We start from the raw sequence: 26,198 nt of genomic DNA, 5'->3' as shown, positions 1-26,198 counted from the left end.
TTGAGGATCACATGAAAATTAAACTTCTGGTTTCTACTCTATTGGTTGTTGCTTCAGCAAAAGCAGGTGCTGTTGTATGCTGGAACAGCAAAGGACAAGGTGTTGTGGATGAAGTCTTTTATGACCTCACCAATACTTTCACCAGTTCCAATAACACAGCAGGTAAAATTATTGAGCTACAAAAAAACTTTAGTGAACAAGTCTATGCCGTTTGTCCTAAACATAGTGCCAGCTCAAGCAATAACCGAACTTGGCGAAGTTATGTGACGAGTTTACCTGTGTTGGAGACCATAGATCGATACCAATATTTACCGATCAATGATTACTTAATCGGTGCAATGAAAATTACCGACAGTGCTGCTGGCACTTTTTATCCACCAGTCAATTATGTCCACATGGGAACACATCCCAATGTGAGTAAAGGTGATCCATTTCCAGTAAAAGATTCGAACTTTACTTTTAGGATCAAAGTCATTCGTTCATTTGTCAGTTTTGTTCCCATTCCTCGAAGAACCATGTTTACCGTTTATGTAACGACTGCAAATGGTGAGCCATTAAATATGCCGGTATATAACATTAGCTATAGTGGCTCAATTACTGTCCCACAAAGTTGTGAGATCGGTGCAGGAAATACCTTAGAAATTGATTTTGGAAATATTGCTGCAAATGCTTTTTCTCAAGCAGGCATAGGAAATAAACCCTCAACAGCCAAGGTTGAAACCAGAACCTTCCCCATCCAATGTACCAATATTGATGGTCAGGCACTTTTATCATTACGTGTTGAAGCAGAACAAGCCACAGGTGACATGATCCAGTCAGACAATCCAGATGTGGGCTTTAAAATGGCGGATCAGGATAGTCGAGTGCTACTGCCAAACAACATCAATAGCTATATTCCTTTTAGAAATGCAGATCCTGCTTATGTCACGATTAAGGCATGGCCAGTGAGTACAACCAATAAGACGCCCGTACCTGGTCCCTTTAGGGCAAGAGGTTATTTACGTGTCGATTTTAATTAGAGGTAAAGTTTGATGAAATCTCATATAAGTTCAGCCTTTAAAATGTTAGTGGTCACTGTGAGCGTGTTGGGTATATCTCATATCGGACATACTGAATCCATTTTAGGAAAAATTAATTATGAACTTTATGGTGTAGTCACCATTTCAACCTGTGGTGTACTCGATTCAGAAAGTGAAAAGTATGTTGATTTGGGTAAGTATGCGACAAAAAATCTAGCAAATGTGGGAGATAAAAGTTTTGCGGTTGCGATTCCGTTTGATTTAAGCAATTGCCCACCGAATGGTTCAGTCAATGTAACATTCAGTGGGAACAAAGACAGCATCAATAATGAATTATTGGCGATCGAAAATAATATAAATAGCGCAAAAAATATTGCAATTGAGATCAGCGATAATAATAAAAAAAGGATACCGATTGGTTTGAAAAGTGAAAACATGCTGGTGGATCAAAATGGTAATTTGTCGACTTTATTTTATGCAAATTATATTGTTACTCAAAATAGATCTATAGCAGGTTTGGCAAATGCAAATGCTCAGTTTACTGTAGAGTACGATTAAAACTATAAATGTACTTCTTATTTTAAATAAATCTTATCCACATTATTCAACAATTGTGTATTTCAAAATTCACATCACAGGTGAGTCATGCTTATAGAAATTAAACTCTTTTACTCAAATCAAAAAAATAAATATTTAAATCATTATTTTTTAAATTTCAAAATTGATTATCTTTAACGTGGAGAAACAATGAAATCATTCTTAAAAATAAAAAGTGTGAATAGCGGCATGATTAATTTACTTGAAGATTATTGCAAAAAAAATAATTTAAACTCCTCAATAGATATAAAATATAATTTAAATGATCAAATAGTGCTCGATAAATGGTTGAGTAAAATTAAAGAAATTAAAGAGCAAAATCAACAAGAAGGTCTTGGGCTAGATATTGCTTCTTTATTTCAACCCAATCACATGGGGATATTGGCTTATATGACTCAATCAAGCGATACTTTAGCAGACTACATTAATATTTTAATCAAATATGAGAAACTATGGTTAAATTATACCCCTAAAACAATTTTCTCTAAAAATGATTATTTTTCTATTTTCTGGGACAAACCAACATACTTACAAATAGGTCTATATTTAGAAGAAACAGCGATAACAGAAGAAGTTCAAGTTGCTATTCTTTACAAACATTTAAAGCAAAACATGGATTTTAAAAAAAATATCTTTCACTGTTTAGAATTATCTATTCCTGAACCAAGAAATATTGAAAAATATATAGAGTATTTTAATTGCCCTGTTATTTTCAATGCAAAACAGACAAAAATAACATTACCGATTTCATTATTGAAGATTAAATTAAAGAATTCTGATCCTACACTTTTTGAAATGCTTTCAAAGCATGCAAATACACTACTTAAAAAAATTCCAAAACAAGATTCTCTCAGAGAAATGGTTAATTTAAGTATCATCAAAGCACTTGAAAGTAATGATGTTAAAATCAATACTGTCGCAGATTTTTTAAATACCTCTCCTCGTCTGTTGCAGAGTGACTTAAAGAAAAATGGCTTGTCATTTAGAAATAGTTTAAATACCATTCGTCAAAATCTAGCCAAAAAATATCTGTGTAATCATAATTTAATGATTGTAGATGTTGCCTTTTTACTCGGTTATAAGGATCAAACTTCATTCAATCGTGCTTTTAAAAATTGGACCGGGGTTTCTCCCTCAAAATGGAGAAAGTGGCAAAATAATAAAAATGATTCTTCATAAACATAGCACCGATAAAAATCATATCACGTATTTATCATTTAATTTATTTTCTACATATAAAATCTTTAAAAAATGTATATCTCTATCTAGCATTGAATAGTTTCATTATTTTTTTAATAATTCACCTTTTGCTTCTTGCATTTCTGTTTTAAGCCATTCTTTAAAAATCATTTTTCTATAATCATCCTCAAAAGGCTGTGAGGATAGCAAATAATAAGATGAACCATCTAGAAATGGTTTAGAGAGTGAGATTAAAAAATCATTTTTTAACTCCCTTTCAATCATGTATCCTGAGACAAGGGTTGATCCTAATCCTGCTAAACATCCTTCAATACAAAGATAAAAATAATCTAACTCCTCATAATTTAAACCGATAATCTGATCTTTAATTGAATTAATATTTAATAGATGATTCCAAAACTTAGGTCTGGATTTGGACAGCAAAACTTTACTGGTATTTCCTGAATCTGCGTTACGCACAAAAAATATGATTTCATCGCTAATTTTTTTGCTGAAAATATGTTCTCCCCACATGGCATGGTTTCGACGTAAAGCTAAATCAAATGTTTGTAAACTAAAATCCACCTCGCTTCCACTGGTTATTAAATCAATTCCAAAACCATGATTTAGACTATTGAACTTATTCAGTCGCGGAATCAACCACTTCATACAAATTGTTGGCTCGCAAGAAATAATTAGATTTTTATTTTGATTTTTTTTATTACTTATTTTTATAATGCATTCATCAATTTGATGAAAAATATTTTGACAGTAGTTAAATAAAAAAATACCGTCATTGGTTAACTCTAATTTTTTTCCCTTTCTATAAAATAAAATAACATTCAGTGAGTCTTCTAAACTCTTCAATTGTCTACTCACAGCCCCTTGAGTTACAAAAAGCTTCTCAGCTGCTATCGTTACACTATTATATAATGCAACGTAATAGAAAATTTTAAATGTATTCAGTGAAAATCTTTCAAACATCACTAGTGCCTTATAGCATGACCACACTTTAATATGGAAAATAATTAGATATGTAAATTAATCAAAACCTACACTTGAGAAATTAACCAATCACGAATTTTTCTTATATTTCCATTATTCAAAGATGATTTAGGAAAAACAATATAAAAACCGGATTCGCGAATCAGCTTCTCTGGAAATGCATAGACCAATTGTTTAGTTTCAATTTCATTTTTAACAAAAAAAGAATGGCAGATGGCTATTCCTTGCCCACTCAATGCTGCATCTATTGCCAAGGAAGCTTGATTAAAATAAACATTATTCGCTTCGTTATTACTTTCTAAATCAATTAATTTTAAATAGTCTGGCCATAATTTTAAAAGATCATGTAAAAGTGTGTAGGATTTAAAATTATCCTTTTCATCCGGCTTGCCATATAAACTCACTAATTTTGGACTCACAACACTGATAAAGTCATCCTTTATATATAACTCATAAGAAAGATGATCATCAAAAGGAGGAGTGCCATAACGAATTGCCAGATCAACTAAATCTGTATCAAAATTACAAAGCTCACCTGTCGCCAATATCTGCAAATTAATATTGCTGTGTTCACTGGTAAATGTATGTAATCTAGGTATAAGCCACTTTGCAGCAAATGTAGGCGGTGCACTTAACGTTATATGTGTTGCACGAGGATGAATCGAATTTGTTGCTTCTACAATTGTATCAAAAGCTTCTCGAACTTTATCAGCATAATGTTGCCCTTGCTCAGTTAAAGAGATTGCATCCAAAGATCTATAGAACAAATGAGTATTTAATTCCATTTCCAAGGAATTAATGTCATTAATAATCGTATGTGCTGATATGCCTAACTCTTCGCCTGCCAGCTCAAAGTCTAAATGTCTGCTGAGTGCTTCAAAAGCACGTAATGTGCTCAGTGATGGAAGTGAATTCAGATAGCTATACATATCAACAGATTTCTATAGGTTATGCAATTGATTAAAATTATAACTAAAAAACATTGATTTATGTTTTTTTTCTAAAATGAAGCCTTTCAATATTGCTCACAAATATCCAATATTCTACTTATATTTTGATGAATCAAATAAATAAAAATCCAGTCAGCCTATTCAGGAATCAAAAATCCAACTTGTAATTCATTTGTTTTTTTTAATATATTCAGCAATTTTCTTAAAACTTTATTTACAGTTAAATGTTTTGAGTTTAATCACAACATTTAACTGTAATCAGATAAACACTCATCGCGCTAGATTTAGCCTGATACTTTTACACATCAGAGATCTAATACCAATTTCTTTCCCTTTGCTCGGGATACACAGATCATCATTGACTGCTGTGATTGTTTTTCATCATCACTCAAATACTGATCAAAATGTTCTGCTTCACCTTCTAAAATCGCTGTTTCACAGGTACCGCAAACGCCTTCCCTGCAAAGACATTCCACATCAATATTCAATGCTTCAATAGCTTGCAAAATGGTTTGACTGCCTTGAACTTCAACTTCCTGATTTGATTTAGCCAAAACCACAGTAAACGCTTCACCTTGTTCAGGTACTGTTGAAGCAAACTGTTCCCAATGAATGTATTCATCACGATAACGATGGTAATTACAGCGATCAATTACAGCATCAATCATCGGTTTAGGACCACAGACATAAACATGTGTTCCTTTAGGCTGTGAGGCAATGAGCTGATCGATATCCAAGCTTTTTCTTTCAGAATCAACATAGCTAAAAATATGGGTTTGATGCTTCTGTTTTAATTCTTCCAATAGGGCAGCATGTTCTGGTGAGCGATAAGCATAATGCAACTCATATTCGACGCCACGAGCAGCCAATTCTTCCATTTGAGGAACAAACGGCGTAATTCCAATTCCACCCGCAATTAAAATATGCTTTACACCATTTTCAGCCAAAGGAAAAAGATTTTTAGGTTCAGAGATGATGATTTCAGATCCTTCGAAGCACTGATCATGCATAAACACTGAACCACCTTTTCCATCAGTATCCTTACGCACACAGACTTGATACGTTGAAAGATCTTGAGCACAACTCATCAGGGAATATGCATTTGAAAGCTGATCATTCATTTTTACAATGATATGGCTACCACCATTAAATTGAGGGAAATTTTGTCCGTCCTGACGTTTAAATGTAAATCGTTTGATCAGTGGAGTGAGCTGTTCTACTCGCGTCACCACCGATGGAAACATTTCATAATGACTAGCCATGTCTAAATCCTCTTTACCACATGCTGCTTCGTTCAAGCATTTTTAATTTTAAGCACATCTTAGGAGCTGGCTGACTTTGTTTCATCAGCCACTCCATTTTATTCCTATAACCCTAAACACAGATATTTAATGGTCATAAATTCTTCTAAACCATATTTAGAACCTTCACGTCCAACACCAGACTGTTTTACACCGCCGAATGGCACAACTTCATTTGAAATTGCAGTCGCATTCATCCCCACCATGCCATATTCAAGTTGCTCTGCCACTCGCCAGATTCGGGAAATGTTTTCACTGTAGACATAAGCCGCCAAACCGAAAATCGTATCATTGGCTTGTGCTATAACATCTGCTTCGTCATTGAAACGAATGACTGGTGCAACAGGCCCAAAGATCTCTTCTTGCACAATTTCCATGCTTTGATTCACATCCGTTAAAACGGTCGGTTCGAAGAATGTTTGTCCAAGTGAATGCTGCTGACCACCACAAGCCACCTGGGCACCTTTTTTACACGCATCATCAATCAATTGCTGGGCTTTTACCACGGCTTTCTCATTGATTAACGGACCAATCTGTACATTTTCTTCCAGACCGTTACCAATTTTAAATTTTTTAACTTCTTGAACAAATTTTTCAGTGAATGCCTGATAAACCTTGTCATGTACATAAATTCGATTGGCACATACACAGGTTTGACCTGCATTACGGAATTTCGCAAAAATTGCACCTTGTACAGCTTTATCCAAATCTGCGTCATCAAAAACAATCAATGGCGCATTACCACCAAGTTCCAATGCCAACTTTTTAATTGTGCTCGAGCATTGTTGCATCAATAAACGACCCACGGGCGTAGAACCTGTGAACGTCAGCTTTTTAACTTTTTCATGACTGGTAAAGACACTACCGATTTCCTGCGATTTTCCTGTCACCACATTGATCACACCCGCTGGAATTCCTGCCATTTCAGCGAGTTTTGCCAATGCTAATGCACAGTAGGGTGTTTCATTGGCTGGTTTAATCACAATGGTACAACCTGCTGCTAATGCAGGTGCTGCTTTACGTGTAATCATCGCAATTGGAAAATTCCACGGCGTAATTGCAGCAACAACACCAACTGGCTCTTTGGTGATGATAAAACGTTGTTGATTGTTAGTGGTTGGGATCACATCCCCATAAACACGCTTGCCTTCTTCAGCAAACCATTGAATAAATGAAGCAGCATATTTAACCTCACCCAAAGCTTCAGCTAAAGGTTTACCCTGCTCAATGGTCATAATGCGTGCCAATTCATCTGCATGTTCCAAAACCAACCTGTGCCAAGCTAACATTAAGTCTGCACGCTGTTGCGCAGTCAAAGCTTTCCATGTACGGAGTGCTTGGTCAGCAACTTCGACTGCATGGGTTGCTTCGCTTGCCCCCATGTTTGGAATGAGACCAATTTCTTCACCCGTCGCCGGGTTGGTAACAGGTACTGTGTCATGGGATTGCGCATCGATCCATTGACCATTGACCAATCCTCGTTGTTGAAATAACTGACTACCTTGCAAACTTGTCATGTCATGATCCTATGAAATGAAGGTACGATGTTTGATATCGCACCTTTGAATTGACTGATTATTTATGATATTGCGCAACAAGATTTTGGAAGTAGGCAATACCATGTTCACTAATTCCAGAACGTTCCTTATCCGTCATGATTCGTCCTTGACCACGATAACCACGCGATTTCAAACCACGTTGTACACTCTCAACCAGATTTAAATCTTCTGGACGGAACACATTGCGATACCACTCAATCAAATCTTTCTGATCTTGAGTAAGCTCTTCATTGGTAAAATAAATATCATAGTGCTGTAAGGTTGTTTCAGCATCTACAGGAAATTCATAAATCACTGTCATAAAGTTACTGCCTGGCGGTACATTAAACATGGTACAAGGCCAAGTCCAAAAACCACTAAATGTTGGATCTTGTACAGATGGATCCAACTTGAACGATTTTTCTGAAGAGCGTGCATAACCGTATTGCAGGCTCCAGTTTTGGTGTGTGGTGTGCCAGTATTTATCGACCTGAACAGAATCAGCAAAACCCGGATGTGCTGGTCCACAGTGATAACACTCCAAATAGTTATCAACAATCACTTTCCAGTTTGCCGGTGTATCCGTTACGAAGCGTGCAGCCAACTTCAAATCCTTGATAACAGCACACGATTCATTTAACTTTTGTGCAAATTCAGGCAATTGATCTTCTACACACGTTGCATTTTCATCCATATTGATAAAGATAAAGCCCGCGTACTCTTCAACTTTTAAAGGGACCATGCTTGAATTTTGCTTGTCAAATGACTCGACATGATCACAATTGCGTGCCAAAGCTAAGCTACCATCTAATTTAAAAGTCCAAGCATGATAAGGGCAGGTAATTACATTTTTCGCTTTACCACTGCCACTCAGCAACTCATGTCCACGATGGGGACACACATTGTAAAAAGCGCGAAGTACATTGTCTTTACCACGAATCACAATAATATTTTCGCCAATCACTTTACGGGTAATATAATCATTGGCTTGAGCAACTTCACTGCCATGTGCCACGCAAATCCAGCTTTTTGCAAAAATTTCTTCTTTCTCACGTTCAAATATTTGTGATGAGGTATAAAACACTTTAGGAAATGTCCATGCAACATCTGGATTTGAACAGAAATCTTCTGGTAATTTTTCAACTGCATTCATGGTTTTACTCCATTAAACTCTTTATGTCCTAACGACCGTTTCATTAAAAATTGGCTGATGCCCAAATCATTTGAGCATTTGCTTTATTGAACTCAGCATATGCTGATATAAATCCTGTACGACGGGACAATCACGTACTAAACGTAGACTGCCATGCAGGAGTCCCTTTCCAAGATAAAATTCAGTACTTATATTGGCTTGTTGTAATCTTTCGGCAAAGATGCGTCCGTCATCACTCAAAGGGTCATACTCTGCCACTGCAATAAAACTGGGTGGCATGTCTGAAAGATCCTGTGCCAACATCGGTGACAAACGTAGGTCTTGCCAATCCTGTGTATTTGGGGCATAGGCTTTCAGGTAATAGTGCATGTCCTCTACACTCAACAACGGCGCTTGTGCATGTTGCTGGCATGATTCATTCTCAAAACAGCCACTCAGACTTGGATAAATCAAGGCAAGACCGCAAGCCTGATTTGCCGTATGTTGTAACTGTATTGCCAATGCTGCGGCTAAATTACCGCCTGCACTATCACCTACTAATACGATTTGATCCGTATTAATATTCCAATCAGCTCCATGCTGTTTAAGCCACTCATAAACCACTTCACAGTCTTCATAAGCTGCGGGGAAATGATGCTCAGGTGCTAAACGATAATCCACACTGAGTACAGCAACATTTAAATCACGACAAAGATAACGGGTAATAAATTCGTGTGAATCCAAATTTCCCACCATCCAACCGCCACCATGAATATACACAACGCATGACCAACCTTGTGCTGGTGCTTGACCAAGTGGTGAGTACAATCGAACATTCACTGGATGCATATCATGCGGTACAATTTTGTCTTCAACATCGACCGTGCCATCGCGTGGCAATGTGTAATGTAAACACATTGCATCGTATGCTGCCCGGATTGAATCGATATGTTGATCCGCAGGTGAATAAATACTGCTCCAATACACCAAGCTTTGCATTTCTTCACTCAATTCATAGTTCATGTTCGATACTGTTGTCATGACAATTCCTTTTGACTGGCTTTTTCTGCAACAGACTCGATTGCAACATCCATGTGCATGTGTTTATTTGCATCATTGTGATCCAATGATTGCAGCTCATTAAAACTACTTTGCTCAATCAAATGTGATGGAATTTTTGAATAATCCTCAATCAACCATTTCACCAAGCCATAAGTCTGAATCAAAATAATCACAATAAATGGCAAGGCTGTCACAATGGTGGCCGTTTTCATGGTGTCTAAAGGTGCCTTAGAGAAAATCATCGCAATCGGTACCAACGTCAACATCACACACCAGAACAAGCGCGCATTCGGAGAAGGATCTTGCCCTTCACGTAAGCCACGCGTACAGGTTGCTGAAACTGCATAGCCCACTGCATCCATATGTGCAGCAAGAAAGATCACCATAATGCCAAGGAAAATCCACATCATCAGCTTGCCTGCTGGTAATAAACCAAGCAATTGGCCAATCGCGACTTCACCACCCTGCTGACTCAATATTTGAGGAACATTCACCATGCCATGGATAAAGCTGTAGACACTGTAGTTTTCAAAGACGCCAAAGATGAACCATAAACCAACACTTCCACCAATAACCATGGCAAAAATTACTTCTTTAATGGTACGCCCCTTTGAAACACGCGTTACAAATAGTGCCACACCTGGTGCATAAGAAATCCACCACAACCAGTAGAATACAGTCCATTCACGTGTGAATTTTCCATCCCCCATCGGATCAGTAAATAAACTCATATCAACAAAATGGGTTGCCATTAAACCAAAACTCATCAATGAATTATTCATAATGAATTGCGTTGGCCCAAAGCACAGTACATAAACCGCAAACAACACCACACCGAGGCAAACCATGTGACTTAAACGTTGCATTCCTTTATCCATACCCACATAAGAACTGAGTGCGAAAAGAATCGAAACTGCGAAAATAATCACCACCTTGGTCATGAAGGTATTTGGAATACCCGTAAGCTGCGACAAAATATTGGTGAAGGTCACTGCAGTAAGTACCAATGAAATGGTTAATGCACCGAACATACACAGCAAGAACATCAGGTCAACAAGACGTCCAACAGGACCTGTCGCCTTAAAGCCAGTCACTGCTTCAATCACTGAAGCCAAGCTCAATCCTTTGTTCTTTCTGACATGGTAGCTATAGCACAGTGAAATCGATGCCAAAGCATAGATCGACCAAGCACTTAAACCTGAGTGAAAGAATGAGTATGCCACACTATATTTGAGTGCTTCCGCGGATTCAGGCGTTAAATTTAAACCAGGCGTTTGGTAGTAATACGCCCAGTCCAAAAAACCCCAATACAAAGTCGAAGAACCTATGCCCGATAAAATGAACATAAAAATCCACGACATGGTACTGTATTGAGGCTTACCCTCACCCAATTTGATTTTGCCGTACTTACTAAATGCTAAACCAAAGGTAAAAATAATTGATAAAAAAGCAAATAAAAGCACGGGTGTGGTAAATACCGAAGTTGTCCAGTGCATCCATTTAGATGCAAGTTCTATTGATTCAGATGAGTAGATCGCCAACCCAGCTACCGAAATAAACACCACGGCAAGACTGGTAATGGAAAGCGTCTTATCTGTATAGAGTTTTGTATTTTGATTATCCATATCTTTTCAATCCATCTTGGATTCTGATCATTCCATATGGTGGTTATTCCATAGCGAATAAATCCATTTTCTTGTGAGTAACAAATGATGCAATCGCATCTCCAACTTCATCCGTTTTTGCAGTTCCGCCAATATCTGGCGTTTTAGGTCCATGTAGTAATATATGTTCGATCGCCTGCATAATGTCCTGACCTGCTTGAGCAACTTGTGCATCGCCATTGGCCAGGAAATCCAACATCATGGCACCTGACCAGATTGCAGCAATTGGGTTGGCAATTTTGCGACCGAAAATATCAGGCGCTGAACCATGTACGGGTTCAAACAATGACGGAAACTTGCGTTCAGGATTTAAGTTTGCAGAAGCTGCTAAACCGATGGTTCCTGTGCATGCCGGCCCCAAATCAGACAAAATATCTCCAAATAAGTTCGATGCAACAACAACATCAAAACGCTCAGGCTGTAACACAAAACGTGCAGCTAAAATATCCACATGCTGTTTGTCTGTTTTGATGTGTGGATACTGTTTTGCCATTTCATCCACGCGTTCATCCCAGTACGGCATACTGACTGCAATTCCATTGGACTTCGTCGCTGCAGTGAGCTTTTTAGCATCACGTTGATTGGCAAATTCAAATGCATATTTCAAAATACGATCTACACCGTGACGGGTAAATACTGCTTCTTGCAATACAAACTCACGCTCAGTCCCTTCAAAAGCTTTACCGCCAATAGCGGAATATTCCCCTTCACTGTTTTCACGCACCACATAAAAATCAATATCACCAGGTTGTTTACCTGCGAGTGGGCATTTCACTCCTGGCATTAATCGAACTGGACGTAAATTCACATATTGATCAAAACGACGGCGGAACTGAAGTAGTGAGCCCCAGAGTGAAATATGATCAGGTACTTTTTCAGGCCATCCCACAGCACCAAAGAAGATTGCATCGTATTGCTGCAATACCTCAAACCAGTTGTCAGGCATCATTTTGCCGTGTTCAAGATAATAATCGCAGCTGGCCCAATCAAATGCATCCATTTGAAGTTCAATCCCATATTTATCTGCAGCTGCCTTTACAACCTTGATTCCTTCTGGTAGAACTTCTAAGCCAATCCCATCGCCTGCAATCGTGGCAACTTTATACTTTTTTGCCATAATGCTCCCTTACACCTTTGGTTAATATCCTTAGATGTAAACATGCTGTTTTCAGCAAAAATGATCAATAATAAAACTATCAGCCCAATGGACACGGATCGTGAATAATCTACCTAACCTATCGGATTTAAAGGTTTTTTGTACAGTCGCAAAACGCAAGAGTTTTGTCGATTCTGCGGAGGAGCTTGGTGTTTCACCGGCATTTATTAGTAAACGTATCAATATTTTAGAAACCAATTTGAATTGTAAACTGTTTCATCGAAGCACACGTCATGTCAGTTTAACGGAAGACGGAAAACTTATTTTAGATCGTGTTGCCCATATTTTGGACGAGTTTGACGAGATTAGTGAGCTGGTCAATAATCCATTGAGTACACCAACAGGTCATCTGGATATTGTCAGCAGCTTTGGCTTTGGTCGGAAACATGTGGCACCCATCCTGTCAAAACTGATGACCATGTATCCCAAACTGGAAATACAGTTTGATACCATTGATAACACCAAAGACCTGATTCAGCACAGTATTGATTTGGATATTCGTATTGGTAACGAAATTGCACCCAATATGATTGCAAAGAAATTGATCCCCAATTTTCGAATTTTTTGCGCCGCACCGAATTACATCGTTAAAAATGGCATGCCTGAAAATCTTGAAGATTTACGCCATCATGACTGTTTGACCATCAGTGAACGTGATCAATCTTCGGTATTATGGAAACTACGTCATGCATCAGAAGATCGATCAGTCCATGTGACACCTCGCTTTATTTCCAACAATGGTGAAATTATTCATCAACTTGCAGTCGAAGGTCATGGCATTATCTTACGTTCGATTTGGGATGTTGCCGATGAATTGATCAGTGGTCAGCTACAACACATTCTTCCTGAATACTGGCAAGATGCTGATGTATGGGCAGTTTATCCATCACGATTGAAAAGCTCATCCAAATTACAGACCTGTATTTTGTTTATTCAAAATGAATTACTCAATCGCTTACAGCATGTTCAAAATTTATCTCGGGGGCAGTTGATTCAACCTATCCAACCGATAACACAAAATTCTGAAAAGGTATTTTTATAGGTATGATCAGAGATTTGCGTTATTTTTAAATATCATCAGGCAGTCGAGACTGATGATCTATAGATACCTAAACTATGAGCACAGCAATATTTGGTCTAATTCTACTGGCAGCAGCATTTCATGCAACATGGAATGCGATTGTCAAAGCAGGTTCGAATAAGTTTTTAACCACCGTGTTGGTTACAGCATCAGCAGCAGTATTCGCCATGCTAATGCTGCCCTTTTTTCCCATGCCTAATAGTGCGAGCTGGCTTTATATCTTAGCATCCACAGGGATACAGATTCTTTATTTTGGTATGGTTGCCAAAATCTATCACATCGCAGATATGGGATTGACCTACCCGTTGATGCGAGGTACTGCACCCTTGATTGTGGCGGTGTTAGCGACAGTTTTCCTGAATGAAAAACTCGAACTCCAGGCGTGGCTTGGCATCATCACCATTTCCATGGGTATTTTATCCATGATCTTTGCTGCCCCTAAAACGGGACGAAAAGGTATTGGTCTAGCCTTGTTGAATGCCATCTTGATTGCGAGTTATACCTTGGTGGATGGGTATGGGATTCGCCTCTCTGGATCACCTATTTCCTATATTTTATGGAGCTTTGTACTGTCTGGTCTAATCTTTTTTATTTTTGCTTTAAAAATGCAGTATCGACAAATGGGTGATTATTTGCGTTCAAATTGGCATCTCGGTTTAATTGGTGGAATGGGCTCTTTTTTTTCTTATGGATTGGCATTGTGGGCAATGACACGCGCACCTGTTGCCATCGTTGCCGCATTGCGTGAAACTTCTATTTTATTTGCGACCTTAATTACGATTTTTATTTTAAAAGAGCGCGCCACGGTCACTCGAATTCTCTCCTCATGTATTATTTTAATCGGCGCACTGCTTCTAAGAATTAGCTGAATAGTTCAACCATAACAGCAGCTAAACATCAGTCCATTTAGCTTCGTTTCAATCCGACAGCCAGCCCATCTTATTCAGAGCTGGCGAAACTTAAGCTTTAAACTTAGAAATAATAACCTAGCGACAAATAAAATAATTTATTCCACTGATTACTTTCCCCCTGTGCCAGGCCATTTGCACCACTTCCTGTCATAGGATCATTCCGACTCCAGATGTATTCACCCTGAATACCGATTGCTTTGTAGTTAAAATACACGCCAGCAGTGAGACGGTCTGAATCTTGAGCGTCCGATTGATCTTTAAAGTAGCGACTATAAGCCAAATAAGGCTTGATGTTCTCCAACTGATGAAAAGGTTGCGCGAATGTATAATTAATCTCATTCGACATAAACTTGCCTTTATTTGCCACTTGATATGGATAGTCGAATGCTCCCATAGTTGAGCTGTCTGGCAATAAATTGTCTGCATTTTTAATATTCTGCTCACCTGCCAAGAATAACCATTGCCATGCTTGATAGTTCATTGTATTAAATATAGCCCATGTACGACGATGACCATCTTGATGAGTTCTATTGTTTTCTAGGTCTGAGTACCAATATGACCCCCCGATTTCAGTCGAAAAGTTTTGTGTTTTATCCAAATCAAACTTTCTAGATAAACGGGTGATCCACATATTTTTTTCATCAATATCCGTACCCTGACTTAAATCATCCGCTTGAATAAAATTACCACTGTATCGACTTGCATCTTTGGATGTGCCTGTATAATTTCCCCCATCCGCAGGGTAAAAACCGAAGTTAAAATTGTATTGATCATTCTTGAACTGATATTTTAGCCCCAGATTTTGAATGTCTTCTAAACCTACTGTATTGAGCAAAGTTTCATAATAGCTATTTCCCCATAATCGACCAAAACCAAAATCTACAGATTGAAACCCAACAGACAGACGCTGCTGATCTGAGATTTTATATCCGGCCCATGCATCTTTTAAAAACCAAGCATCGCATAAGCGGCTGTATTGATAGCAGCGTGCATCCATCGAGGCGATCCAATTGGGATTTTCATAACTCAAAACGGCTTTAATATCGGCAAGTTGCCAATCCTGATTTTTAGAGCCTTCATTTGCCTCGACGATATAGTCTTTGTACATATAGCGTGTTCGAATTGCACCTGTGAGTTTAAGTTCACCTGATTCTGATTTAGGATCGCCTATACTTAAATCAGCTGCCAAAACAGGCATATTCGCCAAAATACCCATTGATCCCAAAATTAAGAGAGCCTTCTTCATTATTGTACTTCCTTGTTTATCCTGCTAAGAAAATGAACAAATTCAACAAGACAAACAATGCTGAAACTATGTCGTCAGTATTTACAAAGTGTGTTTAATTTATACCAATTGAATTTAAATCATGCAAAATACGTTATTTTTTTAAATGAATATTCAAGTTATAAGTAGGTGTTTAAATCAAGATTACAATATTGAAATATAAGGATTAGAAATCGTCTTCTATTTTTTATCAATTCATATAACTCTCTATAATTTTTTAATTTTAGTGAAAATTATAATTTAAACTGAGATAACACATAAAATTTATAAACACCGATTTTCAAAATTTATTGGATCAAATGCTCATTTTATCTTTATGCTTTTATCAGTTTATTTAAAAATACATTTCAGTATTACACAAGTTCGCTACCGTGTTCGTAAACGACTTGACCTTGGTTTTTCTCAAACCATCACCTGGGTATCCTGAAAATACACTTTCACCTCCTAATTTTTGCTGCATCAATGATCTCTAGCTATCACCTGTCCCAACCGTTTAAATCATTTTTTTGCACAATTGTCTGTTTTTATATCGTCTCTAGATACTTCATCCAACCCATAAAATTCCATCATCCTGTGTCTTCTCCAAAAGGAGAAGGCACTTTTAAATCCATAGGGTTGATTGTTGCTCAGCACATGTTGATGGATTGAAGATTCAATAGCCCATTACAGGATTTCCAAATATATTTTATGGATGCACAATAATTTTCACTGCAGATTCATTGTTATGAATCAAGGTTTCAAATCCTTGTGACACCAAATCATCTAAAGCAATACGCTGAGTGATAAAGGGTTCTAGATTAATTTTACCTTGCTCAACCAAACGTATGGTTTCTTGATGGTCGTTGACATATGCAATCGTGCCACGAATATCCAACTCTTTCATCACCACACTATGCACATTGATGGTGGCAGGATGGCTCCAAATTGACACGATGACTACCACACCTGTGGGCTTCATGGCTGCAACCAAAGTGTCCATGACTTTGTTGACACTGCTGCATTCAAATGCAACATCCACGCCTCGACCGTGAGTAATCTTCATGACCTCAGCGACCACATCCACTTGTGATGGATCAAGTACATAATCCGCAACACCTGCTTCTAAAGCTTTTTCTTTACGTTTAGCACTAAGCTCGGTAATGATAACGGTTAAACCTTTGGCTTTAAGAATGGCAGACAGAAGTAGTCCGATTGGCCCAGCACCACCCACCAAAGCAATATCCCCAGCCTTTGCACCACTTCGCACAAAGGCATGATGCCCTACAGATAAAGGTTCTATCAGGGCAGCTTGATCCAAAGGAATTTGGTCAGAAATCGGATGTACCCAGCGACGTTGTACAGCAATCTTTTCTGATAAACCGCCGCCCCTTCCGCCTAAACCGATAAAGTTCATATTTTTTGACAAGTGATAATGATCATTCGGACCCGTAGGTACATCATCCGCAATGATATAAGGTTCAACAACCACATGCTGACCAATCTGAATATCCTCTACCCCATCGCCCACGGCATAGACCACGCCTGAAAATTCATGTCCCATGGTCACAGGAGCAGATTCACCAGAAATCGGGTGGGGATGACCGCAAGGTGGAATAAAGATCGGACCTTCCATAAATTCATGTAAATCTGTACCGCAGATACCACACCATGCAACTTGGATGCCCACAGTACCGGGAACAACTTGGGGTTCAGGAATATCCTCAATACGAATATCCCCTTTGTCATAAAATCGTGCCGCTTTCATAGAACTACTCCTTATGCAGATATTAGAGTCTTTTAATACTTCACAGATGCAGGGTTGAAATACCTACAGGCTTTAACGATAGACCATCCCACCATCAGTCAAAATAGATTGACCGGTAATATAATTGGCATCCTCACTTGCCAAAAAGGCAACCAAAGCAGCTACATCTTCTGGCGTCTCAGCACGCCCTAAAGCAATACCATCCACGTATTTCCTGTAGGTTTCACCTACAGCTGCACCTGTGATTTCAGCAAAGCGTTGGTCGATTTCGACCCACATATCTGTTCCCACAACACCGGGACAATAGCTGTTTACCGTAATTCCTGCACTGGCATATTCTTTGGCTGCTGTCTGTGTCAAAGCTCGAACAGCAAACTTCGTTGCAGAATAAACGCCCAACAAAGCAAAACCTTCGTGCCCAGCAATCGAACAGGCATTGATAATTTTCCCAGGTTGTTGCCGCTGTTTAAATTTATTCGCTGCGGCTTGAATTCCCCAAAGTACACCACCGACATTGACATTCATGATTTGGTTGAACTCATTGGGTGTCACTTCAGCTAAAGCTTTGACTTGCGCAATACCTGCATTATTGATCATGATATCAAAACCATTCAATGTTGATTCTGCATGATCGATGGCTTTGCTGATCTGTATCGGATCAGCAATATCGGCAATAAATGTAGTGGTGTTTACACCGCAATCTTCAATCTCCTGCTGCACAGCATTTAATTTTTCCTGATGAAGGTCAACCAGTGCAACATGTACACCCTCCTGTGCCAAACGTAAGGCAATGCCTCTTCCTATTCCTTGTGCTGCACCTGTAATCAGCGCAACTTTATTGTTTAAACCTTTTGGCATATCGCGACTCCTTAGATATGGATTGCACGTTGCATCGCCGATAAAACCGACTCATGCATCGCCTCAGATAAAGTAGGATGTGGAAAAATCACCTGTGCCAGACTTTCGTCTGTGGCTTCCAAATATTTGGCGATGGCAAAGCCTTGAATATGCTCAGTGACTTCGTGCCCCACCATGTGCGCGCCCACTAATTCACCTGTTTCCTGATTAAAAATGGTTTTAACAAAGCCAGCACTGTCAGCCAATGCCAATGCCTTACCATTGGCAAGTAATGGAAACTTGCCGACTTGAATATTCAATCCTGCTGCTTTGGCTTTTTGTTCAGTCAAGCCAATACTCGCCACTTGCGGATGGGTAAAGATACACCCGGGAATTTGAGTCCGATCAAGTCCATGTACATGTTCAAGACCTGCAATTTTTTCCACACACAAAATTGCTTCATGGCTGGCTTTATGTGCCAGACACGGCGCACCAGCGACATCACCAATTGCATAAACACCAACAACATTGGTTTTGCACCATGAATCAACTTTGATAAAACCCTGCTCAAATTCGATTCCCAGAGCCTCTAAACCTAAATGTTGTGTATTCGGTTGCACACCAATTGCTGAAAGTACTTTTTCCACGGTTACGATCTGCACACCTTGTGCAGTTTCAATATGACAATCGACTTGATCATCAATCAATTCAATTTTTTGTATGGCCGCTTCTGTTAAAACCCTCATTCCTTGCTGTTCAAATTGCTTTTTCACATATTGAGCAACTTCAATATCTTCACTCGGTAAGATCTGTTTGGCGATATCCACCAAAGTGACTTGGCAACCCAAGTCTTGATACAGACTTGCAAATTCACTTCCAATTGCTCCAGAACCAATCACCAACAGCGATCGAGGTAATTGGGTAGGAACCAATGCTTCTCGATAACTCCACACATGCTTACCATCAACAGGAATATGTGCTAGGTTGGCCGCTTTCGCACCAGTTGCAACAATGATATGTGGTGCTGAAATCTGCTGTTTTTGTCCCTGCGCATCCGTCAGTTCCAAGTATTCTTTGGCAGTAAATCTTGCCGTTGCATTGAAAACCGTCACTTGATTTTTTTTCAACAATTGCCCGATACCTTGCACCAATTGCTCTGAAACTTGTCTGCTGTGTCGAACCAATTGCTGAATATCAAATTCCACCGCACCCAAACGAAAACCAAACTGTTCCGAGTGTTTAAACTGTTGTGCCAATGCTGCGCCACTTAACAGTGCTTTAGTGGGAATACATCCCCAATTGAGGCAAATCCCACCCAAATGTTGTTTTTCAACAATTGCGGTTTTTAAGCCCAGTTGTGCAGCGCGAATCGCAGCGACGTACCCTCCCGGACCTGCACCAATTACAATAAGATCAAATTGTGTATCTGACATATTTCATCTCCTACACCAGAATCAATGCAGGATTTTCAACAAACTGCTTAAATGCTGCCAAGAATTGCGCCCCCAATGCACCATCAATCACTCGGTGATCACACGACAAGGTTGCTGTAACCATTTGGCGGATCACAATCGAGTCTTGTTCAATGACCGCCCGTTTCTCTGCTGCACCTAAAGCCAATATTGCACCCTGAGGCGGATTGATAATGGCATCGAATTGCTGAATGCCGAGCATGCCTAAATTAGAAATACTGAAGCTACCGCCCTGAAATTCATCTGGCGCGAGTTTTCCAGTTTTGGCACGTGTCGCCAAATCACGCATATCATTTGAAATTTGCGCCAAAGACTTGCTATTTGCAGCTTTAATGATGGGTGTGATCAGTCCATTTTCGATTGCTACAGCAACAGAAATATCCGCCTGTGCAAACTGCAAAATCTGTTGATTTTTTTCATCATATTGCACGTTGACTTGCGGTACTTTCATCAAGGCAGCGGCAGCAGCTTTAATCAGCATATCGTTGATCGACAGCTTCACTTGGGGGACAGTGCTGTTGATTTGCTGACGCAAGGCTTGTATTGACTCAACATTGAGATCCACGGTTAAGCGGAAATGTGGTGCATTCCGTTTTGCTTCCTGTAGCCGTGAAGCAATGGCTTTGCGCATCCCATTCATGGCAATTGTGGTCGGTTTTGCTGATTCCGTTGGATTAATCTGATCGCATTGTTGTGTTTGTACAGGGTTTTCACGCTGATAAACGGCTTCAACATCGTCCTTACAGACTCGACCTCTGGTGCCGGATGCACGACAATCATGCAGATTTATTCCCCATTGTTTTGCTAGACGGCGTGCAACAGGTGTTGCAAGAACTTGACTGTCATCTGCCTTAGATTTCGCGGCTTTAGCACTTGTTTGCTGACGAATATCTGGCCATGAACCTCCTGCAGCTTGAACGGCTTGTTGAATATCATGGACACTGATACGCCCTTGTCGCCCTGTGCCGGTGATTTTTGCCAAATTCACATGATGTTTTTCAGCCGATTTCAAAGCATGCGGCGTCGCAAAAATTTCATCATGCTGTTGATCACCTTGCAATGTGACTGGAATTGAATAGCCACTGTGAGCAACAGATTTCTGGGCATTTACAGCATTATTCGGTTGAGGCAAATTATTCGGTTGAGCCATAGTAGCGACTGTTGTTTTAACCTGAGGATCTGAGAAGTTTTCAGATACTTTTTCAGAAACATCCGCCACGCTTTGGTTTTGATTAACTACCGATGAACCTGCTAATGATTGTGCAAAAGCATCAATCTCAGCATCTGAAACCTGTGAATCAGCACAAATCGCAATTAAACCACCCACCACCAAAGTATCCCCTGCTTGGGCAATAATTTTACGCAAGGTACTTTCAAAGGGTGCTTCAAGCACATTGACGATTTTTGTGGTTTCAATTTCACAAATTTCCTGTCCTTTGCTGAATTGCTCCCCCTCTTGAATCAGCCATTGCGCGATTGTCCCTTCTTCCATGGACAATCCCCATTTTGGAATTTCTAAAGTTTTGATTTCGCTCATCCTAAGCCTCCAACGTTTTACGTACAGCCTGCTCGATACGTTCTACACTTGGTAACCATTCTTTTTCCAAAACAGGTGAGAACGGTACTGGAGAATGTGGTGGGGTCACCAATTCAATTGGGGCTTTCAGATAATGAAAACCTTTTTGCGCGATCAATGCAGCAACATCATGCCCAAAACCACAGCGTGCTGCCGATTCATCAACAATCACCACTCGACCTGTAGACGCCACTGACTCCAAAATCCCATCTTCATCCAAAGGTGAAATCGTACGTGGGTCAACGACTTCAACAGAAATTCCTTCTTTGGCTAATTTATCGGCAACTTCATTGGCGCGATGTACCATTAAACTCAATGCAATAATGGTAATATCTGTTCCTTCACGTGTGTAATTGGCTACACCAAACGGAATGGTATATGACTCGTCTGGCACTTCTCCCTTGATGTCATAAAGCAACTTATGTTCACAGAAAACAACTGGATCATCATCACGAATGGCTTGAATCAGTAAACCTTTCACATCATAAGCACTGGATGGCACCACCACTTTTAAACCGGGTACAGCTGCAAATACGTTATAAGGCGACTGTGAATGCTGGGCAGCAGCAGAAAAACCTGCACCGATCATACCCCGTACCACTAAAGGAGCTTTGGCTTTTCCACCAAACATATAACGGAATTTAGCAGCTTGGTTATACAGCATGTCATGACATACGCCATAGAAATCCATAAACATCAGATCCGCTACCGGGCGCAAACCTGTTGCCGCTGCACCTGCTGCCATACCAATAATGGCTGACTCAGTAATCGGCGTATCAATCACACGTTCTGAACCAAACTCTGTCCATAAACCTTTGGTGACACCCAATACACCACCGAAACCTTCAAGTTTATTGTCATCGGTGTTTTTGCCACCATGACCGCCACGTACATCTTCCCCCACCACAATCACCGTAGGGTCACGACGCATTTCTGATTCAATCGCTTCTTTAATTGCATTTCGATAACTTTTATTTGGCATTGCTTTACTATTCCTTTAGTAAGAGACATAAACGTCGGTGAGAAGTTGAGAAACTTCTGGATAATTTGCTGCACGCGCTTTCGCTACGGCTGCATCCACATTGGCTTTTGATTCAACATCAATCGCATCCAGTTTGGCGTCCTCAATTTTCCCTTTGACTTTTTCACGGAAAATTTTCAGCGGATCTTTATGTTCTTTGACATAATCAAGTTCTTCTTTCGAACGAATCAGTCCAGGATCACCTTCAAAGTGACCATAAAAACGATTGGTAATGGTTTCGATCACACTTGGACCTTCACCGCGACGAGCTCGTTCAATGGCTTTTTGAGCAACTTCATAGACAGCAAAGAAATCTGTACCATCTACTTTTTCAGCCGGCATCCCGAAAGCAGCCGCACGACCCGCAATATCCTTACTTCCAACGGCATAGTCATGTGCAGTACCTTCACCAAAGCCATTGTTTTCAAAAACAAAAATAACAGGAAGCTTTAAAACCACCGCCATGTTCATTGCTTCAAAAGTTAAACCTTGGTTAGAGCCGCCATCCCCTGTAAAAGACAGACCAATTCCACCAGTTTTTAAAGTTTTAGCAGTCAAGGCCGCACCTATTGCCAAAGGAGGTCCTCCCCCCACAATACCGTTGGCACCCAGCATGCCTTTGTCCAAATCGGCAATATGCATTGAACCGCCCTTACCTCGACAGAGCCCATCGTCTTTACCGAAAATTTCCAACATCATGCCGTGAATATCACAGCCCTTGGCAATACAATGCCCATGCCCACGATGAGTCGATGTAATAAAATCCTTGTCCGTCAAGTTTTCACATATTCCAACGGCTACCGCTTCTTCACCACTGTAAAGATGGATAAAACCAGGAATATCACCTGTATTGTTTTCATCGTGCAGTCGATCCTCAAACTCACGAATATCTCGCATCCGTCGGTATGCTGCCAGCAATTGCTCTTCCGTTAATTGCATATATTTAATCCTTAATGTTTACGTCTAGAAATAAAAAACCAGATATTCAAAATAAAATACTGGTATTTAAAACCTGTATATTTATATAAAATTATTTTAATTAAATTTAATATTAGACTAAAAAAAATAGCGTTTAAAAAAATCAACAAAAAGATTAAAAACAATCATTTAAAAGTCGAAAAATATTTGTAATTTTTTATAATTTTCAAAAACATGAAAAACCAAACCTTTAACCAACCTTTATTTTATAATATGAATATTTTGCACTCACTTATTCTCACTTAAAATATTTTAAATATATTTGACATATTAAATAAAAATGTCATTTTATATTTATTATTTTATTAAATGGACTATTTAAAATGGATTTAAAACGTTCAATCACCACAGGTGAAAAATTACGGGGTGCTGATAAACTGGCACGTATTCCAGTAAAAATCATCAGTACTGAAAAAATTCCGCAGAAACCTGAATGGATTAGAGCAAAAATCAGCCATCCTGAAGAAATACAACGCATAAAAGATCTATTACGGCAACAGAAATTGCATACAGTATGTGAAGAAGCAGCGTGTCCCAACCTTCCACAATGTTTTGGAGGAGGTACAGCAACATTCATGATTATGGGAGACATTTGTACCCGTCGTTGCCCCTTTTGTGATGTTGCACATGGCCGTCCAAATGCATTGGATCTGGAGGAACCCCAATATTTGGCGGAAACTGTTAAGAATCTCAATTTAAAATATGTGGTGATAACCTCTGTAGATCGAGACGATCTCAAAGATGGTGGTGCGCAACATTTTGCAAACTGTATTACAGAAATTCGTAAAACTAGCCCAGACACACTGATTGAAATTTTAGTTCCAGACTTTCGGGGCAGACTAGAGCTTGCACTTGAAATTCTCAGTCAAACACCACCAGATGTGTTTAATCACAATATTGAAACTGTTCCTCGCTTATATCGGGCAATGCGTCCAGGTTCTGACTATCAACATTCTCTTGATTTACTCCAAAAGTTTAAACATCTGCGTCCCGATGTTGCGACCAAATGTGGCTTGATGGTGGGATTGGGTGAAGTTGAAGCAGAAGTGATTGTTTTGCTCAATGACCTCAGTGATCATTTGGTCGATTATGTGACGATTGGTCAGTATTTACAGCCCTCAAAGTCACATGCTCCCATTCACCGTTTTGTTTCATTGAAAGAGTTTGAACATTATCAGACCCATGGGCAATTGCTGGGGTTTAAGAATATCTGGAGTGCCCCCATGGTTCGTTCAAGTTATTTTGCCGATCGTCAATATAAAGGTGAGCCTGTTCCTCAGCCATTTAAACGTGAAAATATCTTAAAAAATAGCTAGAACGCTGGGTCTTTGATCAAAGTTGAATATCTTCGAGCGAATAACTTTATTTAACATTAATGAGCAGAAAACCCATTTTAAACTGAGCAATTGCATTTTAAAGTGGATACGGATCAAGAGATAAACAGCTGAATTCTGGTGTAATCATTCTACTGGATTAAAACCATCCTGAAAGTGAAAAATCATCAAAACCAAGCAATACAATGACAATGAATACAACATATTAATGGCGACAACCGCTCATCATAAAGGAATATGATATGAAGCTATTGAATCAATCGCATACTCAAACATCAAGCTTACAGACTACACATTTATTCAATATAGAGCCCATTAATGCTGCACCACTTTTAAGCTTACCCATGGAGCAGGAACAATCTTTATTTCGCCGTTCAATTCAACATAATTATGCGGATTTACTTAAAATAGCGAATGACTCTGAAATGGCGATTGGAATCACCGATCACCATGGGACATTATTATGGACATGGAGTAGCCGTTCTATGCTTTCCTCCGCCGAACAAGTCCACTTTGTAGAAGGCGGTCATTGGTCGACTCAAGCTGTCGGCACCAATGCCATTGGTTTGGCACTCAACAACCATATTTCAAGCTGTGTCTATTCTCATGAAAATCAAATGAATAGCGTACAAGATTGGGTCTGTTATGCTGCGCCTATTGTCGACCCTGTATCTGGTCAGTTTCACGGCATTATTAATTTATCCACCAAATATAAAAAACATACTTCGCTTGGTGTATTGGCTGTGGAGCGTTGTGCCGAATTGGTTCAGCGAGCAATCCAGTTTGAGCAGAAAAATATGCTGTATCTGAAAGTTTTTGGTACACCCAAAGTACAGTTCAATCAACAACTTTTAACACTAACCCATCGTCAAATTGAAATTCTATGTATCCTTATTCTACATCCTGACGGGATAAATCTAGATGAATTGCATTATGCACTATATGGCGATCGTGACATCAGTGAGAAAACCTTAAAGGCAGAAATGTCTCAACTCAGAACTTTGCTGCCGAATTGTATTTTATCGCGTCCGTATAAACTGATTTGTGAAATCCAAACTGACTTTATTCGAGCTGAACAGTCACTCAATGCAGGTTTTTTGGCCAGCACATTTTCATTGTATAAAGGCAGTTTCTTGGCAAAATCAGAAAGTCCACTCTTGACCACATGGCGTGACTGTTTCGATGCCCGTTTAAGCCATTTGATCTATCAAATGCAGGATATCGATCCTTTACTCAAAATCATCCGTCATATGCCCGAACGGATTGATGCGATACAACGTGTACTGGAATTATTGCCACAGGAAAGCCAACATCGTGAGCGCTTTTTAAAACTTCTTTAATCTGGATCTGCTTCAT

The 26,198-nt window shown here is 39.4% G+C and carries 22 protein-coding genes; 7 read left to right on the top strand and 15 right to left on the bottom strand.

Annotated elements, in window-relative coordinates:
- Window positions 1-11 precede the first annotated feature (11 nt).
- From OSH00_RS14940 to OSH00_RS14930, 3 genes are all read left to right on the top strand, one after another.
- The gene (locus OSH00_RS14940; RefSeq protein WP_266131096.1) at window positions 12-1,019 is read left to right on the top strand and encodes a fimbrial protein; all 1,008 of its coding nucleotides are present in this window, start codon (window positions 12-14) and stop codon (window positions 1,017-1,019) included.
- A gap of 42 nt (window positions 1,020-1,061) precedes the next feature.
- A complete protein-coding gene (locus tag OSH00_RS14935) occupies window positions 1,062-1,577 on the top strand; it encodes a fimbrial protein (protein WP_420909535.1) in 516 nt (171 codons plus the stop codon).
- 189 nt (window positions 1,578-1,766) lie between these two features.
- Entirely contained in the window at window positions 1,767-2,795 is a 1,029-nt protein-coding gene (locus tag OSH00_RS14930; RefSeq protein WP_266131094.1) for an AraC family transcriptional regulator, read from the top strand.
- A 105-nt stretch (window positions 2,796-2,900) separates the two neighbouring features.
- On the opposite strand, the gene OSH00_RS14925 is transcribed toward OSH00_RS14930, so the two are convergent.
- The 8 genes from OSH00_RS14925 to OSH00_RS14890 all read right to left on the bottom strand — a co-directional run bounded on the left by OSH00_RS14925 (window position 2,901) and on the right by OSH00_RS14890 (window position 12,564).
- The gene (locus OSH00_RS14925; RefSeq protein ID WP_266131093.1) at window positions 2,901-3,779 is read right to left on the bottom strand and encodes a LysR family transcriptional regulator; all 879 of its coding nucleotides are present in this window, start codon (window positions 3,777-3,779) and stop codon (window positions 2,901-2,903) included.
- A gap of 68 nt (window positions 3,780-3,847) precedes the next feature.
- Complete coding sequence (locus OSH00_RS14920; RefSeq protein WP_266131092.1) at window positions 3,848-4,729, bottom strand: LysR substrate-binding domain-containing protein; 882 nt, start codon at window positions 4,727-4,729, stop codon at window positions 3,848-3,850.
- Window positions 4,730-5,055: 326 nt separating this feature from the next.
- The gene (cntB, locus tag OSH00_RS14915) at window positions 5,056-6,012 is read right to left on the bottom strand and encodes a carnitine monooxygenase, reductase subunit CntB (RefSeq protein ID WP_266131091.1); all 957 of its coding nucleotides are present in this window, start codon (window positions 6,010-6,012) and stop codon (window positions 5,056-5,058) included.
- Between the two features lie 104 nt (window positions 6,013-6,116).
- Entirely contained in the window at window positions 6,117-7,568 is a 1,452-nt protein-coding gene (locus OSH00_RS14910) for an NAD-dependent succinate-semialdehyde dehydrogenase (RefSeq protein WP_266131090.1), read from the bottom strand.
- A 58-nt stretch (window positions 7,569-7,626) separates the two neighbouring features.
- Window positions 7,627-8,742: a carnitine monooxygenase subunit alpha gene (cntA, locus tag OSH00_RS14905; RefSeq protein ID WP_266131089.1), complete on the bottom strand. Its 1,116-nt coding sequence runs from the start codon at window positions 8,740-8,742 to the stop codon at window positions 7,627-7,629.
- Between the two features lie 66 nt (window positions 8,743-8,808).
- A complete protein-coding gene (locus OSH00_RS14900) occupies window positions 8,809-9,762 on the bottom strand; it encodes an alpha/beta hydrolase (RefSeq protein ID WP_266131088.1) in 954 nt (317 codons plus the stop codon).
- The gene (locus OSH00_RS14895; protein ID WP_266131087.1) at window positions 9,759-11,408 is read right to left on the bottom strand and encodes a BCCT family transporter; all 1,650 of its coding nucleotides are present in this window, start codon (window positions 11,406-11,408) and stop codon (window positions 9,759-9,761) included. Before OSH00_RS14895 ends, OSH00_RS14900 begins: the two co-directional genes overlap by 4 nt.
- Window positions 11,409-11,451: 43 nt before the next feature.
- Window positions 11,452-12,564: a tartrate dehydrogenase gene (locus OSH00_RS14890; protein ID WP_266131086.1), complete on the bottom strand. Its 1,113-nt coding sequence runs from the start codon at window positions 12,562-12,564 to the stop codon at window positions 11,452-11,454.
- 100 nt (window positions 12,565-12,664) lie between these two features.
- Between OSH00_RS14890 and OSH00_RS14885 the strand changes: the two genes are divergently transcribed.
- Both OSH00_RS14885 and OSH00_RS14880 read left to right on the top strand, forming a co-directional pair.
- The gene (locus tag OSH00_RS14885) at window positions 12,665-13,645 is read left to right on the top strand and encodes a LysR family transcriptional regulator (protein WP_266131085.1); all 981 of its coding nucleotides are present in this window, start codon (window positions 12,665-12,667) and stop codon (window positions 13,643-13,645) included.
- Window positions 13,646-13,719: 74 nt separating this feature from the next.
- The gene (locus tag OSH00_RS14880; protein WP_266131084.1) at window positions 13,720-14,553 is read left to right on the top strand and encodes a DMT family transporter; all 834 of its coding nucleotides are present in this window, start codon (window positions 13,720-13,722) and stop codon (window positions 14,551-14,553) included.
- Window positions 14,554-14,656: 103 nt separating this feature from the next.
- On the opposite strand, the gene OSH00_RS14875 is transcribed toward OSH00_RS14880, so the two are convergent.
- From OSH00_RS14875 to OSH00_RS14845, 7 genes are all read right to left on the bottom strand, one after another.
- A complete protein-coding gene (locus OSH00_RS14875) occupies window positions 14,657-15,841 on the bottom strand; it encodes a hypothetical protein (protein ID WP_266131083.1) in 1,185 nt (394 codons plus the stop codon).
- 724 nt (window positions 15,842-16,565) lie between these two features.
- Entirely contained in the window at window positions 16,566-17,624 is a 1,059-nt protein-coding gene (locus OSH00_RS14870; RefSeq protein ID WP_266131082.1) for a 2,3-butanediol dehydrogenase, read from the bottom strand.
- A 72-nt stretch (window positions 17,625-17,696) separates the two neighbouring features.
- Entirely contained in the window at window positions 17,697-18,482 is a 786-nt protein-coding gene (locus OSH00_RS14865; protein ID WP_266131081.1) for an acetoin reductase, read from the bottom strand.
- Window positions 18,483-18,493: 11 nt separating this feature from the next.
- Window positions 18,494-19,894, bottom strand: coding sequence for a dihydrolipoyl dehydrogenase (gene lpdA, locus OSH00_RS14860; protein WP_266131080.1), 1,401 nt, complete (start codon window positions 19,892-19,894; stop codon window positions 18,494-18,496).
- A 10-nt stretch (window positions 19,895-19,904) separates the two neighbouring features.
- Window positions 19,905-21,470 carry a 2-oxo acid dehydrogenase subunit E2 gene (locus tag OSH00_RS14855; RefSeq protein ID WP_266131079.1) on the bottom strand — a complete coding sequence of 522 codons (1,566 nt, stop codon included), beginning with the start codon at window positions 21,468-21,470 and terminating at the stop codon, window positions 19,905-19,907.
- Window position 21,471: 1 nt separating this feature from the next.
- Entirely contained in the window at window positions 21,472-22,491 is a 1,020-nt protein-coding gene (locus tag OSH00_RS14850; protein ID WP_266131078.1) for an alpha-ketoacid dehydrogenase subunit beta, read from the bottom strand.
- 15 nt (window positions 22,492-22,506) lie between these two features.
- Complete coding sequence (locus OSH00_RS14845) at window positions 22,507-23,469, bottom strand: thiamine pyrophosphate-dependent dehydrogenase E1 component subunit alpha (RefSeq protein WP_266131077.1); 963 nt, start codon at window positions 23,467-23,469, stop codon at window positions 22,507-22,509.
- A 362-nt stretch (window positions 23,470-23,831) separates the two neighbouring features.
- Here OSH00_RS14845 and lipA point away from each other — a divergent pair, with 362 nt between their 5' ends.
- Window positions 23,832-24,824 (top strand): lipoyl synthase, encoded by a 993-nt coding sequence (lipA, locus tag OSH00_RS14840; protein WP_266131076.1) that lies wholly within the window; start codon window positions 23,832-23,834, stop codon window positions 24,822-24,824.
- Between the two features lie 260 nt (window positions 24,825-25,084).
- Window positions 25,085-26,182: a transcriptional regulator gene (locus tag OSH00_RS14835; protein ID WP_266131075.1), complete on the top strand. Its 1,098-nt coding sequence runs from the start codon at window positions 25,085-25,087 to the stop codon at window positions 26,180-26,182.
- The last annotated feature ends 16 nt before the right edge of the window (window positions 26,183-26,198 follow it).

The sequence above is a fragment of the Acinetobacter nematophilus genome (assembly GCF_026344175.1).
Taxonomy (GTDB): domain Bacteria; phylum Pseudomonadota; class Gammaproteobacteria; order Pseudomonadales; family Moraxellaceae; genus Acinetobacter; species Acinetobacter nematophilus.
Note: the sequence above shows the minus strand (reverse complement) of the source record. Positions and strands in the feature narration are given on the sequence as shown.

Bases quoted from the DNA above. Each gene is read 5' to 3' on its own strand.
- OSH00_RS14880 (WP_266131084.1), top strand. From the start codon at position 13,720: ATGAGCACAGCAATATTTGGTCTAATTCTACTGGCAGCAGCATTTCAT.
- OSH00_RS14870 (WP_266131082.1), bottom strand. From the start codon at position 17,624: ATGAAAGCGGCACGATTTTATGACAAAGGGGATATTCGTATTGAGGAT.
- lipA (WP_266131076.1), top strand. From the start codon at position 23,832: ATGGATTTAAAACGTTCAATCACCACAGGTGAAAAATTACGGGGTGCT.
- OSH00_RS14940 (WP_266131096.1), top strand. From the start codon at position 12: ATGAAAATTAAACTTCTGGTTTCTACTCTATTGGTTGTTGCTTCAGCA.
- cntB (WP_266131091.1), bottom strand. From the start codon at position 6,012: ATGGCTAGTCATTATGAAATGTTTCCATCGGTGGTGACGCGAGTAGAA.
- OSH00_RS14900 (WP_266131088.1), bottom strand. From the start codon at position 9,762: ATGACAACAGTATCGAACATGAACTATGAATTGAGTGAAGAAATGCAA.
- OSH00_RS14875 (WP_266131083.1), bottom strand. From the start codon at position 15,841: ATGAAGAAGGCTCTCTTAATTTTGGGATCAATGGGTATTTTGGCGAAT.
- OSH00_RS14855 (WP_266131079.1), bottom strand. From the start codon at position 21,470: ATGAGCGAAATCAAAACTTTAGAAATTCCAAAATGGGGATTGTCCATG.
- OSH00_RS14935 (WP_420909535.1), top strand. From the start codon at position 1,062: ATGTTAGTGGTCACTGTGAGCGTGTTGGGTATATCTCATATCGGACAT.
- OSH00_RS14895 (WP_266131087.1), bottom strand. From the start codon at position 11,408: ATGGATAATCAAAATACAAAACTCTATACAGATAAGACGCTTTCCATT.
- OSH00_RS14930 (WP_266131094.1), top strand. From the start codon at position 1,767: ATGAAATCATTCTTAAAAATAAAAAGTGTGAATAGCGGCATGATTAAT.
- OSH00_RS14925 (WP_266131093.1), bottom strand. From the start codon at position 3,779: ATGTTTGAAAGATTTTCACTGAATACATTTAAAATTTTCTATTACGTT.
- OSH00_RS14890 (WP_266131086.1), bottom strand. From the start codon at position 12,564: ATGGCAAAAAAGTATAAAGTTGCCACGATTGCAGGCGATGGGATTGGC.
- OSH00_RS14910 (WP_266131090.1), bottom strand. From the start codon at position 7,568: ATGACAAGTTTGCAAGGTAGTCAGTTATTTCAACAACGAGGATTGGTC.
- OSH00_RS14850 (WP_266131078.1), bottom strand. From the start codon at position 22,491: ATGCCAAATAAAAGTTATCGAAATGCAATTAAAGAAGCGATTGAATCA.
- OSH00_RS14835 (WP_266131075.1), top strand. From the start codon at position 25,085: ATGAAGCTATTGAATCAATCGCATACTCAAACATCAAGCTTACAGACT.
- lpdA (WP_266131080.1), bottom strand. From the start codon at position 19,894: ATGTCAGATACACAATTTGATCTTATTGTAATTGGTGCAGGTCCGGGA.
- OSH00_RS14845 (WP_266131077.1), bottom strand. From the start codon at position 23,469: ATGCAATTAACGGAAGAGCAATTGCTGGCAGCATACCGACGGATGCGA.
- OSH00_RS14865 (WP_266131081.1), bottom strand. From the start codon at position 18,482: ATGCCAAAAGGTTTAAACAATAAAGTTGCGCTGATTACAGGTGCAGCA.
- cntA (WP_266131089.1), bottom strand. From the start codon at position 8,742: ATGAATGCAGTTGAAAAATTACCAGAAGATTTCTGTTCAAATCCAGAT.
- OSH00_RS14920 (WP_266131092.1), bottom strand. From the start codon at position 4,729: ATGTATAGCTATCTGAATTCACTTCCATCACTGAGCACATTACGTGCT.